Here is a 14,795-nt window from a genome sequence, read left to right as displayed (position 1 = left end):
GCAGCTACGATGACCGTCGTGATGGTTCCGACTCCGTACGAAGATCTGCTGCGCCGCATCCTCGATACCGGGACGGCGAAATCCGACCGCACGGGAACCGGCACCACCAGCGTGTTCGGGCATCAGATGCGCTTCGATCTGGCAGCGGGCTTCCCGTTGATCACCACCAAGAAGGTCCACCTGAAGTCGATCGTCTACGAGCTGTTGTGGTTCCTGCGCGGAGACTCGAACGCCACGTGGCTCCAAGAGCGCGGCGTCAGCATCTGGGACGAGTGGGCCGCTCCGGACGGCGAACTCGGCCCCGTCTACGGAGTGCAGTGGCGGTCGTGGCCCACCCCGTCGGGCGAGCACATCGACCAGATCAGCCAGGTCATCGAGACCCTGAAGACCGATCCGGATTCGCGGCGAATGATCGTCTCGGCGTGGAACGTCGGCGAGATCCCGCGGATGGCGCTCCCGCCGTGCCACGCGTTCTTCCAGTTCTACGTGGCCGACGGAAAACTCTCCTGCCAGCTCTACCAGCGCAGCGCAGACATGTTTCTCGGCGTGCCGTTCAACATCGCCAGCTACGCACTGCTCACGCACATGGTGGCGGCGCAGACCGGCCTCGAGGTCGGCGAGTTCGTCTGGACCGGCGGCGACTGCCACATCTACGACAACCACCGCGAGCAGGTCACCGAGCAGCTCTCACGCGAGGCGTATCCGTACCCCACTCTGAGACTGGCGCAACGGGATTCGATCTTCGATTACACCTACGAGGACATCGAGATAGTGGACTACCAGCATCACCCGGCGATCAAGGCCCCGGTAGCGGTGTGAGTGCACCGCACTTCGTCGGCCTGATCTGGGCTCAGACCACCGCCGGCGTCATCGGAGACGCGGGATCGATCCCCTGGCACGTCCCCGAGGACATGGCGCACTTCAAATCGAAGACGGCCGAGCTTCCGGTGATCATGGGCCGTAAGACCTGGGACTCACTGCCCGCGAAGTTCCGTCCACTGCCGGGCCGTCGCAACATCGTGGTCACTCGCAACCCCTCGTGGAGCGCCGACGGTGCCGAGAACGCACCGAGTGTCGCCGACGCCGTGGCCCTGGTGGGCGAGAGCCCGGTCTGGATCATGGGGGGCGGCGAAATCTATCGCAGTGCAATGGATATCGCGACCCACCTGGAAGTGACCGAGGTCGATCTCGACGTCGAGGGCGATACGAAAGCCCCCGAGATTCCCGACGGCTGGGTCGCGACGGCAGGTGAGTGGCAGAGCAGCCGGGTCGACGGAACCCGATTCCGCTGGGTCGAGTACGGAAAGCCTACCCAACCTTCTTGAGCGCGTTCAGGATTCCCCCGTCGCGACTGCGAGCGGTGCGTCATACTGACGATCATGGACAAGAAGTCACTCACCGCCCTTGCCCGCCAACAGCTCAAACTTGCAGTCGGCGCGTCGAGTGGCCGCAGTTCACAAACGGTGTACGGCGGTCACCGACGCCACCTGCGGCAGACCGTGGTGGCACTGGCCGCCGGCAACAAGCTGGCCGAACACGACCTCTCGGGCGAGTCCACCGTCCTGGTGCTCAGCGGCAAGCTCGAACTGATCTCCGGTGAGCGCTCCTGGAAGGGCTCGACCGGCGACCTTCTCGTCATCCCCGACGCCCGACACAGCGTCGAGGCCCTCGAAGACGTGAGCTTCTTGCTGACCGTCGCTATGTGAGCGCTTTCCGCACGACCAGCACCGGACAGTCCGCGGTATTGACGAGCGCGAAACTGGTGGAGCCCAACAGCATCCCACCGAATCCGCCGCGCCCCCGGTTGCCCACCACGATCAACGCCGCGGTTTCGGACAGTCCGCTCAGAACCCGCACCGGACGGTCCTGAGCGACGACGCGCTGCACCTCGACGTCGGGGAACCTCTCCTGCCAGCCGGCGAGGCTCTCTGCCAGCAGAACCTCCTCGCCGTCGGCGATGGCCTGCCAGTCCTTGGGCGCACGGCCGAACGACTGGGTGAGATCGACATCGGACCACACGTGAACCGCGATCAGCACGGCGTCGCGAGCGGATGCTTCGACGAAAGCCCACTCAACCGCAGCCTGGTTGACGTCCGAGCCGTCGATACCGACGATCACTGGCCCCTCGGCAACCGGGCGGCCATCGATGTCGCGGCCTCGCACCACCGCGACCGGGGACACGCTGTGCGCGGCCAACGAGAGTGTGACAGCGCCGGTTTCGCTGGCCCCGATCACCAGCATCTCGGCCTGCGCCGAGACGCCGATGAGAACATCCATCACGCCGCCCTCGACGGCACTGGAGGTCACCTCGAAGGCTGGATCGTCGACGACCAGTGCGGCCAGCGTTTCTGCCGCCACCAACCTCGACTTGGCAGTGGCAACGAATTCGGTTGCTTCTCCTGCAAATTCGCTCAGGTCGACCACCCCCGGCATGTCGACGGCAGTGACGATGTGCAATCGTCGGTCCCGTCGGTGAGCGCAGAGAGCCGCCCAGATCACGGCCTTGTCCGCTGCAGCGGATCCGTCGATACCGACGATGATCGGTCGAGAGCCTGTCACGTTTCGGGCCTCCGGTCTTGCGCGAGAACCAATCCTCGCGCGTATGACGAATAGGCGTTCAGGCTAGTCGATGGGGTCCGCCCGAGCGCCTCTTCGATTCGAATCGAACCGAAGAGGCACCGGTCCCACGGACCCCCCGGGGTATGTGTGTCAGCTGGCGCGCAATGCGTTCGAGTATTCGCGGACTCGTGTGCGGCCGAGCTGGGTTGCGGCGTACTGGGCGTCGAGATGATCGAGATAGTCGGCCAGTTGGTCGCGGCTGCGGGCTCCGGCACCGAGATCGGTGCGCTCGAAGATGCGCCACTGCGCCAACAGGGGTCGCAGAACATCGTCGAGATGGCGGCGCAGATCGTAGATTCCGTCCCGCGAGATGAGCATCGCGCTGCGCGCAAACCCCGGCAGGTTGGTACCCGGCAGCTGAAAGTTCATGACGACCTCGGTGATCGCCGTGACGGTGAGCGACGGTGCCACCTCGAGCGCCGCAGAGACCAGGTCGGAAAAGAAGCGGACATGCAGGTCCTGATCGGCGACGATGCGTCCGAGCAGACGATCGGCCACCGGATCGTGGCACTGAACGGCAGTGTTGCGATGGCAGACGCTCGACACCGACTCGTCGAGGGCGACCTGGGCCAGAGACCGGAGCAGATGCGCTCCGTTCATCGGGGCGTCGAAACCCACCGTCATGCACTGCGCTCGGGCTCGACCGAGGGCGACCGGGTCGACGCTGCGGGTGGCGACCAGGTAATCGGTGACGGCAACTGCATGCCGGGTTCGTTCGTCGCTCCACTCGGTCAGCCACGACGGCCAGACCCCGTTCTCGGAGGCTGCAGTATCCCGCCGATACAGCGGAATGTTCTGTTCGACGAGCAGGGTGGTCACCAGTGCCGCTTTGGCAGCTTCGGTCAGGGTCGAGGGACGCGAACCCCAGTACATCTCGGCTCGGACGTAGTCGGCCGGTTCCCACAGAACGGCCTCGTCGCGATGCCGAGCCAGGTTGGCCTCGATGGTCGGCAACAGTTCTCGCAGTACCGCGAACTGCCCGATATCTCTGCGCATTCCCGCCCCTTCGTCGCCCGCCTACCCTCTCCGACGGAGACAAAGGTAGATCCGCCGAACTCGCACCGTGGAGCGCTTGCGGATTGTTTAGGGCAAGTCGCAAGCGCTCGGGGCGCGCGCTCGAGACAGGTCACAACGAGTTTTGCCGAAATGGTGGATCACGCGTTGATAACAACCTATGATCGACCCTGTTAGAGGCCAGGAAACAAACTTGAAGTACGAAAACGCCGCGGTTTCGTCGGGGATTGCATACATTGAGCCGCGGAAGCGCATCGATACGCGCAAGTAAGTTTGCTCTCCGATGACCTGAAGATCCCAACACGAAGGGTTGATCTGTGACCGTTCACAACTCGACTAGCCTCGGAATCATGGTCGCGGGTCAGCCTGCGTCGGCTCCTCTTCGCGACTTCCGTGCAGTGGCGCGGCTCCTCGTGGGGCACTTCGCCGCCAACACCCCCTGCGGGTCGTTGCCGGGCGAACAGCTCCACGGCGACGTCACCGAATTCACCGTCAAGTGCATCAGCATCGCCGTGCAGATGCTCGACGAACGGCGCGCTCCGGCCGAGTCCGACCTGGCCGAACTTCGCGTCAAAGCCAGCCAGTGGGCACGCGAGGGCGTGCCCCTCGAATCCGTGCTCAGCGTCTACCACGAGGGCATCCAGATCGGCTGGAATCTGGTGTCCAAGAGGGCAGGTGAGGGCGACGCCGCTCAACTGATCGAGGCCGCGCGGATGTTCGTGCTGCTGTCGGAGAAGGTGTCCATCGCCGCCAGCAAGAGCTACGTCGAGGAGCTCCAAGCGGTGGCAAGTGAGCACCACACGGCAGCGCACACCCTGGTGACCTCGCTGCTCAGCGGCCACAACGCGGTCTCGATGGCCCGTCAGTCCGGCATCGAACTCGCCGACAGCTACCTCGTGCTCGCCATCTCTGTTCCGCCGCACCCCGACGAGAACGATCCCAACATTCAGAAGACCGTCGCCGCCCGTAGAAAGCTGCGCCGCGTCCAGGCCGAGCTGGCCACGATCTGCGGCCGCACTCCCCTGTCTCTGCTCAGTACCGAGGGTGGCACCGTGCTCATCCCCGGTACCCACGACGACGAGTGGGTCGAGGCCCTGGTACATCGCATCGGTACCGCCGCCGAGGTTCCCGTCACAGTTACCGCCGAACAAGCCGCAACCGCCGACATCCCCACCGCAGCCGATCAGGTACACGAACTGCTGTCGTTGGCGCACCAGTTGCACCGCCCGTCCGGCCTGTACCGCATGGACGACCTGGTGCTGGAGTACCAGCTCACGCGGCCTGGCCCCGGGCGTCGCCACCTGACCCAGATCCTCGAGCCCCTCGATTCGTCCCCTGAGCTGCTCGAGACCCTCGAGATCCACATCTCCCACGATCTGAACCGTCAGCGGTCCGCCCGCCAGCTCCATCTGCACACCAACACCGTCGATTACCGCCTCAAGCGGATCGCCCAACTCACCGGGTTCGATCCCACCCGCCCCTCGGGAATTCGGCACCTGCAGGCCGCACTGGTGGCTCGGCGGCTCGAATCCTCGCGCGGCGCAGCGTGATCTGAGAACTCCGACCGGTTTCTCGACCCGACGGCAGGTAGCGTCGGAAGTATTCGAGGAGCAGGGGATCGTTGCATGACCAATTTGAAGCTCGAGCTGTCCGGTGTGGTCAAGGAGTACCCCACCGGCGAGCAACCGGTACGCGCGTTGGACGGTATCGATCTCACGATCGAGGGTGGCCAGTTCGTCTCGCTCGTCGCGCCGTCCGGTGCCGGAAAGTCGACGCTGCTGCACATGCTCGGCGCTCTCGACACGCCGACGTCGGGTTCCATCCGGTTCGACGACGTCGAGGTCACCACCCTCGACGACAACGCCCAATCCGATTTCCGACGCCACCAGGTGGGGTTCGTCTTCCAGTTCTTCAACCTGCTGCCGACGATGTCCGCGTGGGAGAACGTCGCCGTGCCCAAGCTGCTCGACGGCACACCCATCAAAAAGGCCAAGACCGACGCGATGCGTCTGCTCGAGATGGTCGGACTCTCGAACCGATCCGAGCACCGACCGGCACAGTTGTCCGGTGGTCAGATCCAGCGCATTGCGATCGCCCGGGCGTTGATGATGGATCCGGCGCTGCTCATCGCCGACGAACCGACCGGCAATCTCGATTCGAAGACCTCCCACAACGTCCTCGAGATCCTCGCCGACGTGGCGCACGCCAGCAACGGTCGTCGAGCAGTGGTGATGGCGACCCATGACCTCGAGGCGGCACGGTCCACCGATCGCATCGTCAGCATGATCGACGGTCGCGTCGAGACCGACACTCTGACGGCCGGCCTCGATCGGTGATAGGCACCGCGCTCAGCAGATTCAGAGTCATCAGCCTTCGCGATCTCCGCATGCACTGGGTGCGTTCGCTGGTCTCGGCCGGTGTCGTCGCCGTCGCGGCCGGGCTGCTCATCGCCGTCCTCGGCACCTACGGCTCCCTGACCGGATCCGTCGAGCGGCTCGCCGTGTCGATCGCCGGTAACGCGAACTACGAGATCGTCGGTGTCACCGACTCCGGTTTCGATCAGAGCGAACTCGACGCCGTCCGTGCTGTTCCCGGCGTCGAGACAGCGGTTCCACTGTTGCGCAGCACCGTTCGGTCCGATGTCGGAGACCTGACGATTCTCGGTGTCGACTCATCCATCACGGCACTGCAATCCGATCTGGAAGGTGCCGTCGGAAACGCGTCAGGATTGCTCACCGATCCGGACGGGGTATTGGTCGGGGCCGCAACGGGTCTGACGCAGGGCGACACCGTCACCATCGACGATGTTCCGACCGCGGTGGTCGGCGTGGTCGACGGCCCCGGGACGCAGCGCATCGGCGGGGGCATGTTCGCCGTCGCGCTCGTCCCGACGGCTCAGGCGCTCACCGACCGCCCCGATCAGCTCGATTCGATCTTCGTCCTCGGCAGCGGCGACTCTCTGCGCACCGAACTCGATACCGCGTTGGCAGGCCGGGTGTCGGTGATGAGTCCGGACTTCCGGGCCGACCGCGCGAACCAGGCGATGAGCCTGACGCGCAATGCGACACTGATGGTCTCGCTCATCGCGTTCGTCGTCGCGGCGTTCCTCGTCTTCAACGTCATGAACATGGCCATCGCGAAGCGTCGACCCACCATCTCTCTGCTCCGGGCAGTCGGTGGCCGCCGCGGCGACATCGTCCGCGACCTGCTGTTCGAGTCCGTTCTGGTCGGTCTCGTCGGCGGTGCCGTCGGAGTTCCGCTGGGAATCGTGATGGGCCGCATCGCGATCGAAAGTCTGCCGCCGTTCCTCTCCCAAGCCTTCGATGCGCGAATCGAATACGTGCTGCCCGGCTTCGCGATTCCGGTGGCGATCGTCGCGTGCGTGCTGGCCTGCGTCGGGGCCTCGGCCGTCGCCGCCGTGCAGGTGTATCGCATCTCACCGATCGAAGCGCTCGCAGTCGGCGGCGGAGAGACCTCGGGTGGCCCCGGTCTGCGATTCACCCTGGCCGCGACCGTGTTCGGCGTGTTCGCCGTCGCCGGATCCTTCCTCTTCGCCGTCAACGTCGACGGGCAGTTGACCCTCGGAGCCGGTGCGTTGTTCATGTTCGGCGTCGTCGCGCTGTGCGTCGGCGCGACCGGGCCGATCGTGTCCGTCACCGCAGCGGTCCCCCGCCGCTGGGGTGGTGCCGGACGCCTCGCGACCGCCACCATCGAACGCGCCCCGCGGCGTATCTGGGCAACCGTGATGACGATCGTGATCGCCGTGGGAGTCAGTGTGGGAGTGTCGGGTTCGCTGACCAACATGACCGACTCGGCAGCCGAATCGTTGTCGTCCTTGGCGAACACCGACCTGTACGTGTCGATGACCTCACCCGACGCCATACCGTCGGGCCCGATCGTTCCCGCCTCTGTCGATGACGCTGTCCGGGCGACGCCGGGGGTCTCTCGCATCGTCGAGGGACAGTGGGCATACGCGACGATCGACGGCGAGACGGTATCCATCCAGGGGGTCGCCGACGGTAGCAACGCAGTGACGCTCGCATCGCTCTCCGACGACGTCCGCGCGGCGGTGCTCGCCGGCGAGGGTGTGGTGCTCTCTCAGGGGTTCGGCAGGACACTCGGTGTCTCGGTGGGCGACTCCATCGATCTGCCGACGCCGACCGGGGTGCAGACCGTGCGGGTGCTCGACCTGGTCGAGTACATCAACGCCGCCGGCGGCACGATGGCGATCTCGCTGGATTCGATGCAGCGTTGGTACGACCGGCCCGGGGCTACCTACCTCGAGATCAGCGTCGACGGAGACGTTGCGGCAGTCCAGGATTCGCTGCGCGCAGCGTTGCCACCCGAGGCTTTCGTCTACACCGGCGATGCCGCACTCGAGGGAACGAGCGCCGCTATCCGACAGTCCGGGGCACTGGCCATCGCGTTGCAGTGGATCGTCGCGCTCGTCGCTGCGGTCGCGTTGCTCAACACGTTGACACTGTCGGTACTCGAGCGTCGACGTGAACTCGGCGTACTGCGGGCCATGGGCGGTGGCCGCGGAACCCTGGCGCGAATGGTGCTCGCCGAGGCGCTCTCGGTCGGCGTCGTCGGTGGTGTGCTCGGCCTGATCATCGGTGCGGGTCTGCAATACCTGAGCACCCTGATCCTCGGAGCAAGCATCGGAATTCCGGTCGCCTACACCGCGAGCTGGTCGGTGCTGCTGTACGGACTCGTTGCCCTCGGCCTGTCGCTGCTGGGTTCGGCTCCGCCTGCCGTGCATGCCTCTCGACTGAGCATCGTGGACGCTATCGCGGCGGATTAGATGGTGGGCGGGGCCTCGGGATGGGGATCCGCAGACGGGCTCCGGCCTCGGGATCCGCAAATGCGCTCGCGTTTGTCAGGTGCGAGCGGAATAGACAGCCAGTGGCCGGCGACTCTGCGCGCGTTTGGCGAATGCGCGCGCGTTTGTCCAAGGATGACCGATGCCTTCGCCCGCGACATTCGGTGCTTCGTCGGCATCGAATCGGCTGCCGATCACACCGCTGACCAGCACCGCACTGCCCTTAACCTGATCGCATCGCCGACCGGGACGGCGAGGAGCAGCGGCAACCTGCTTCACGATCGGCACGGTGGGCCGCTAGACTAGCGAGCGCGATGTGGGCCAGCTGTACACCGTGGCAGCGAACCCATCCGCAACCGATTGTTCGATGGATCGAAAGCCGTTGCTGGACAATGACTTCGGATCAGCAGAACGGTCACCAGCCTTCGTAGCTCAGGGGATAGAGCAACCCTCTCCTAAAGGGTAGGTCGCAGGTTCGAATCCTGCCGAGGGCACCACGAGTCGACTTCGCGCTCCACCCTCCCCAATTGCTGGCAACTATTGCGCAGCCACAAAACTCCCCGTACTATCGAACATGTATTCGAGTACTGGGGAGGAACTCGTGGTCACAGCTGTACAAGATTCACCACTCACGCCCGATGAAGTGCTGCGCTTCGTTGCGCGTCTTCAGGCGTCCGATCTCGATGTCGACGCAGCAGCCGGCATCGATTTGATCTCCGCTCTCGAGACTGTCAAGTGCGCCAGCGTGGCAACGCAAGCCGTGGTGACCGATGCCGTTGCGACAGCCATCAGCAACGAACGCAGAGAGCGCGGCAAGCCGAAAGCCCAGTGGCACAATGGTATTGCGTCACAGATCGGACTGGCTCGGCGCGAATCACCGAACCGTGGGGGCACTCACCTGGGACTCGCTCGCGCGCTGGTGCACGAAATGCCGCACACCCTCGCGCGGCTGAAAGCTGGGGAACTCAACGAGTGGCGCGCCATGATCCTCGCTCGCGAAACCGCATGCCTCACCGTCGACGATCGCCGCACCATCGACGCACGACTGTGCGCAGACCCCGCCACCCTGGCCGGTGCCGGCGACCGCACCATCGAAGGCCGCGCCCGCGCACTCGCCAACGAGCTCGACGCCGCCTCCCAGGTGAAACGACGCGCCAAGGCCTACGCCGCCCGCCGCACCAGCACCCGTCCAGCACCCGAATCGATGGGCTTCTTCACGGTCCTCACGTCGATGGAAAAGATGGTCTGCATGTGGGCGACGCTGAGACGAGACGCCGACACAATCATCAACTCCGGCGGTGACACACGCACCCGCGATCAGATCATGGCCGACCTCGTGTTCGAGCGCATCACCGGCGCATCTGCAGCTCAGGGCCCGCCGGTGACCGTCGACATCGTGATCTCGGATTCCACCCTCCTCGCCGGCGGTGACACGTCCGCATACATGCACGGCTACGGCGACATTCCGTCCGATGTCGCACGGCAACTGATCCGAGACACACTCGACAGTGAGACGCACGTCGCATTGCGCCGCCTCTACGCGCACCCGAAGTCCGGTGCGCTGACGGCAGTGGAGTCCACTTCGCGCGCATTTCCCACCGCGCTGGGACGCCTGATCGATCTCCGCGATCGCACCTGCCGAACCCCGTGGTGCGACGCACCGATCCGTCACCACGATCACATCAGACCGCACTCCGCGGGTGGCAGAACGAGTGCCGAGAACGGCGCAGGCCTTTGTGCCGCATGCAATTACGCGAAAGAAGGTGAGGGCTGGACAGCCGAAGCATGGCGAGACAAACGCAACGCGCGACACCGCTACCGGCTCATCTCACCCACCGGGCACAGCTATGACTCGAGTGCGCCGCCGATGCCGGTGGTCGAGCTGTACAGCTCGACGATCGAGAACGTGATGATCACCGGCCTCTTCGACGACGACGCCGCATGACGGGTTGCGGCGGGAAGATACCGAGCACCGACTCGGTTACACTCGTCAACGGCGCGCGTAGCTGCACGCCAGACGTCGTGGAATGCTCCCGAACCTCCATGTGCACCCTGCACAGGCTTCTCTTACGGCGATCGAAACTGCCCACCGGCAGTCTCGCCACCTTGCATCTCGGCCCGAAGGCCCGCAGGTGCAACACCCTGCCCGAAAGGCACTTTTCATCACTATGACGACCCCACAGACTTTTTCTGCACTCGGCGTACCCCAGGCCATCGCGGATGTACTCGCGAGCCAGGGCAAGACCGAGGCATTCCCCATCCAGGCCGACACACTCCCCGACACACTGCAGGGACGCGACGTGCTCGGACGCGGAAAGACCGGCAGCGGTAAGACACTCGCATTCGCCATCCCGATGGTCGCTCGCCTCGCAGGCCAGCTTCCCGGCAACCGCAAGCCCGGCCGCCCCCGTGGCCTGATCCTTGCGCCGACGCGTGAGCTCGCCACCCAGATCGCCGTCGCGATCGAACCCCTCGCGTCCGCGTACTCGCTGAAGGTCACCACGATCTTCGGTGGTGTCTCGCAGGTCCGCCAGGTCTCCGCACTCAAGGGTGGAGTAGACATCGTCGTCGCGTGCCCCGGTCGCCTCGAAGACCTGATGAAGCAGCGCCACCTCACCCTCGACGGCGTTCAGATCACCGTCCTGGACGAGGCGGACCACATGGCCGATCTCGGGTTCCTGCCCGTCGTCACCCGCGTCCTCGCCGCCACCCCGGACAAGGGCCAGCGCATGCTGTTCTCCGCGACCCTGGACAACGGCGTCGACAAGCTGGTCAAGCGATTCCTGCACAACCAGATCACGCACTCCGTCGACGAGGCCACCTCACACGTCGAGGCCATGACGCACAGCGTGTTCGAGGTCGACGGCGTCGAAGCCAAGAAGAAGCTGGTCCACCAGCTCGCCTCCGGAACCGGACGCCGCATCCTGTTCATGCGCACCAAGCACCAGGCCCGCAAGCTCGCCAAGCAGCTCACCGACGCCGGAATCCCGTCCGTCGACCTGCACGGCAACCTCTCGCAGGCCGCCCGTGACCGCAACCTTGCCGCGTTCTCCTCCGGCCAGGCCCGTGTTCTAGTCGCCACCGACGTCGCAGCCCGCGGCGTTCACGTCGACGACGTCCAGCTGGTCGTCCACGTCGATCCCCCGGCCGAGCACAAGGCGTACCTGCACCGTTCCGGCCGCACCGCTCGCGCGGGAAGCGCCGGAGACGTCGTGACCGTCGTCCTGCCCGAGCAGCGCAAGGACACCGCCGTTCTGCTGCGCAAGGCCGATATCAAGGTCACGCCCGTCCGCGTCACCGCCGACTCGCCCGCAGTGGCGAACCTCGTCGGTGAGCAGGCTCGCTACGTCCAGCCGATGCCGAAGGCCGAGCCGGAAGTTCGCGCCGCGAACCCTCGCAACAGCAACAACGCCCGACGCGGCGGCCCGGCCCGATCCGGTGGGCAGCCGCGCTCCGGTGGACAGCCCCGCAGCGGTGGTCAGCCGCGTAGCGGTGGCGGCGGCCACAGCCGTCGTGCAGCAGGCCCCGCCACGAGCCAGCGCAGCCGCTGATCTCAGGCTGGCACACTGGAGCGGTGACCGTCAGCTCTTCCCACACGCCGAAGTCAGGGCCCCTCGGTCCGCAGGAAATGGCGACCGCTGCCGTCATGAGCAGCTTCACCGTCGCGTTGACGGTGATCGGTGTGCTGGTACCGATGGCGGCGATCCTTCAGGTCGTCGCGGCGATTCCCATGTCGGTGGTCGCACTCCGGTATCGGACCCGCGCACTGGTCACCTCCGCAGTGGCCGGCACCCTCGTCGGTTTCGTTGCGGCCGGAACCCAGACGGCCATCACCGTCGCCAGCGCCGCCCTACTGGGCGGCCTGGTCGGGCGGGCGAAACGCAGGAAGCAAGGACTGTTCGGCGTTCTCGTCACCTCGATGGTCGTCGGGCCGGTGCTCGGGGCGTTGACCGTGCTGATGCTGCTCATCCTCGTTCCGTTGCGCGAGCTGTTCCTCGAAACGCTTCGCAACACGATGGAGGGCATTTCTCGGTTGCTCGAGCGAACGTCGGCGCTGCAGGGTGCCGCGGACGTGCTCCGCAGCAGCAGCACGGCCGTGCTCGACAACTGGTGGTGGTGGGTCGGCGGATCGATCGCCTTCGGCATCGTCACCGGAACGTTGTTCGCGTGGCTCATCCTCACCGCGATTCTGGACCGTCTCTCCACCATCCCCACCCCCGAGCCTCTGGCCTCGAGCACCGACGACGAGATCGGGCCGCTGCCGGTCACGCTCACCGCGGTCGGGTTCCGGTACCCGGGAAGCACGACGTCCGCGTTGACCGGCGTCGACCTCCGCATCGACACCGGCGAATTCGTGGCGATCGTCGGCCACAACGGTTCCGGCAAATCGACGCTGACGCGGATCCTCGCCGGCCTCGAACCGTCGGAGGGCACCGTGGACAGGCCCGGCTCGACCGGACTCGGACGTTACGGCGGCACCGCGGTGGTGCTGCAGCGCCCCGAAAGCCAGATCCTCGGCACCCGCGTCGCCGACGACGTGGTGTGGGGACTGCCGCCCGGCGATTCACGCCCCGACGTGGAGGCCTTGCTCGACGAGGTCGGGCTCGGCGGTATGGGAGCGCGCGACACGGCCTCCCTCTCCGGCGGCGAAATGCAGCGACTCGCTGTCGCCGCAGCACTTGCTCGCCGTCCCGCACTGCTCATCGCCGACGAGGCAACCGCCATGATCGACGCCTCCGGGCGCGAACATCTGGTCTCGCTCCTCGCCGAATTGCCCCGCAGGCACGCGATGTCGGTCGTGCTCGTCACCCACCATGTCTCGGAGACCGTCGCCGCGGATCGCGTCGTACATCTGCACGAGGGTTATCAGGTGCAGCACGACTCGACGTGGATGCACGCTCGGACGGAGAACCCCGCTGCGCTGCACGACAATTCGAGCGAACGTCTTCTGGAACTGAGCAGCGTGGCGCACACGTACAACCGGCGCACACCGTGGGCGCAGGTAGCACTGAACGGCATCGACATCACTGTCAAACGCGGTGAGGGTGTGCTCGTTCTCGGTGGGAACGGTTCGGGCAAGTCCACTCTCGCTTGGATCATGGCCGGCCTCACCGGCCCGACCAGAGGCACCGCCCAGCTCGGCGGCAAGGCGATGACCGCACGTGTTGGCGACGTCGGACTCGCATTTCAGCACTCTCGCCTGCAGCTGCAGCGGCGCACCGTCTCCGAGGACATCGCTGCCGCTGCCGGTCCCGAAACAGGTTCTGCCACAGTGTCGGCCGCGATGGATGCCGTCGGCCTGGACAGGTCGCTGGCCGCTCGCGACATCGATTCGCTCAGTGGTGGTCAGATGCGACGCGTGGTGCTGGCCGGGCTGATCGCGCGTCGGCCTCGACTGCTGGTTCTCGACGAACCGCTGGCCGGGCTCGACCCTCCCGGCCGCGACGACATCATCGGCGTTCTCGCCGGACTGCGCGATCGCGGCGTCGCCATCGTCGTCATCTCGCACGACGTGGACGGTATGGACACCGTCTGCAGCCGCACCATCACGATGGCCGACGGCCACATCGTCTCCGATTCGATCCTGGGGAGCGTGCACTCGTGACCACCGTCGTACTGCGTCAGGTCCCGCGATTCTCACCGATCCACCGCCTGTGGGCCGGCACCAAACTCGTCGCCGTGCTGCTGCTGAGCATCACTCTCGTGGTGGCACCGACGTGGCCTGCCCTCGGAATCGTGTTCGCGCTGTTGGTCATCGCCGCGATCATCGCGCATGTCCCGATCACCGCAATTCCGCGTCCACCGTGGTGGATCTGGGCACTGTTCGGCGTCGGAGCTCTCATCAATCTGCCGATCGGCGGCGCGGCAGTGCTGGTGTATCTGCGCGCGACGCTGTTCATCTTCGTCCTGCTCGGCGCATCGATGATGATCGGCTGGACCACGTCGATGAGCGACATCGCGCCTGCGGTCTCCAAACTGGGCGCACCGCTGAAGAAGCTGAAGTTGCCGGTCGACGAGTGGGCCATCGCCGTGGCCCTGAGCCTGCGGTCGCTTCCGCTGCTGATCGAAGAGATGCGCACCCTCAATGCTGCCCGACGCCTGCGCCCCAAGCCGGTCGTCAACAGCGCGTCGGACAATTCTCTGGTCGACATCGTCACGACGGTGATGTCGGTGGCGATCAGGCGGGCCGACGAAATGGGTGGGGCCATCACCGCTCGCGGAGGTACCGGAATGATCACCGCCACCGACGCGCGGTTCAAGGCCTCGGACGCGGTGACACTGATCGTGGTGACTCTGGCGTGCGCCGCGGCGATCGCGATCAGCTTCCTGTTGGGCTGAC

The 14,795-nt window shown here is 65.7% G+C and carries 12 protein-coding genes and 1 tRNA gene; 11 read left to right on the top strand and 2 right to left on the bottom strand.

Translation table 11 applies throughout. The annotated features are described in order from the left end of the window. Window positions 1–18: 18 nt before the first annotated feature. Genes AB0362_RS21000 through AB0362_RS20990 form a run of 3 tightly spaced genes read left to right on the top strand, consistent with a single transcriptional unit; the run spans window position 19 to window position 1,706 of the window. Window positions 19–819 carry a thymidylate synthase gene (locus AB0362_RS21000; RefSeq protein WP_300517845.1) on the top strand — a complete coding sequence of 267 codons (801 nt, stop codon included), beginning with the start codon at window positions 19–21 and terminating at the stop codon, window positions 817–819. Beyond that, window positions 816–1,325 (top strand): dihydrofolate reductase, encoded by a 510-nt coding sequence (locus AB0362_RS20995; protein ID WP_317810732.1) that lies wholly within the window; start codon window positions 816–818, stop codon window positions 1,323–1,325. The genes AB0362_RS21000 and AB0362_RS20995 overlap by 4 nt, the downstream gene beginning before the upstream one ends. 54 nt (window positions 1,326–1,379) lie before the next feature. Then, window positions 1,380–1,706 (top strand): cupin domain-containing protein, encoded by a 327-nt coding sequence (locus AB0362_RS20990; protein ID WP_032395790.1) that lies wholly within the window; start codon window positions 1,380–1,382, stop codon window positions 1,704–1,706. Here AB0362_RS20990 and AB0362_RS20985 read toward each other — a convergent pair. After that, window positions 1,699–2,559 carry a universal stress protein gene (locus AB0362_RS20985; protein ID WP_149405099.1) on the bottom strand — a complete coding sequence of 287 codons (861 nt, stop codon included), beginning with the start codon at window positions 2,557–2,559 and terminating at the stop codon, window positions 1,699–1,701. The genes AB0362_RS20990 and AB0362_RS20985 overlap by 8 nt on opposite strands. 150 nt (window positions 2,560–2,709) lie before the next feature. Next, a complete protein-coding gene (locus AB0362_RS20980; protein WP_317810731.1) occupies window positions 2,710–3,615 on the bottom strand; it encodes an acyl-ACP desaturase in 906 nt (301 codons plus the stop codon). A gap of 368 nt (window positions 3,616–3,983) precedes the next feature. Here AB0362_RS20980 and AB0362_RS20975 point away from each other — a divergent pair, with 368 nt between their 5' ends. From AB0362_RS20975 to AB0362_RS20940, 8 genes are all read left to right on the top strand, one after another. Further along, on the top strand, window positions 3,984–5,183 hold the full coding sequence (locus AB0362_RS20975) for a CdaR family transcriptional regulator (RefSeq protein ID WP_256986296.1): 1,200 nt from the start codon (window positions 3,984–3,986) through the stop codon (window positions 5,181–5,183). A gap of 84 nt (window positions 5,184–5,267) precedes the next feature. Then, a complete protein-coding gene (locus AB0362_RS20970) occupies window positions 5,268–5,969 on the top strand; it encodes an ABC transporter ATP-binding protein (RefSeq protein ID WP_094668584.1) in 702 nt (233 codons plus the stop codon). A 50-nt stretch (window positions 5,970–6,019) separates the two neighbouring features. Next, entirely contained in the window at window positions 6,020–8,437 is a 2,418-nt protein-coding gene (locus tag AB0362_RS20965; protein ID WP_317810730.1) for an FtsX-like permease family protein, read from the top strand. 439 nt (window positions 8,438–8,876) lie between these two features. Next, window positions 8,877–8,952: transfer RNA gene (locus AB0362_RS20960), tRNA-Arg, on the top strand. A 104-nt stretch (window positions 8,953–9,056) separates the two neighbouring features. Continuing rightward, entirely contained in the window at window positions 9,057–10,400 is a 1,344-nt protein-coding gene (locus AB0362_RS20955; RefSeq protein WP_317532612.1) for an HNH endonuclease signature motif containing protein, read from the top strand. Window positions 10,401–10,623: 223 nt separating this feature from the next. Then, complete coding sequence (locus AB0362_RS20950) at window positions 10,624–12,006, top strand: DEAD/DEAH box helicase (protein ID WP_317532611.1); 1,383 nt, start codon at window positions 10,624–10,626, stop codon at window positions 12,004–12,006. A 23-nt stretch (window positions 12,007–12,029) separates the two neighbouring features. Further along, window positions 12,030–14,060, top strand: a complete 2,031-nt coding sequence (locus AB0362_RS20945) for a DUF2232 domain-containing protein (protein WP_317532610.1) — start codon at window positions 12,030–12,032, stop codon at window positions 14,058–14,060. Further along, entirely contained in the window at window positions 14,057–14,794 is a 738-nt protein-coding gene (locus tag AB0362_RS20940) for an energy-coupling factor transporter transmembrane protein EcfT (protein WP_269594595.1), read from the top strand. Before AB0362_RS20945 ends, AB0362_RS20940 begins: the two co-directional genes overlap by 4 nt. The last annotated feature ends 1 nt before the right edge of the window (window position 14,795 follow it).

The sequence above is a fragment of the Rhodococcus sp. NPDC079359 genome (assembly GCF_040702585.1).
Classification (GTDB): Bacteria; Actinomycetota; Actinomycetes; order Mycobacteriales; family Mycobacteriaceae; genus Rhodococcoides.
This window is presented reverse-complemented; position numbering and strand designations above follow the sequence as displayed.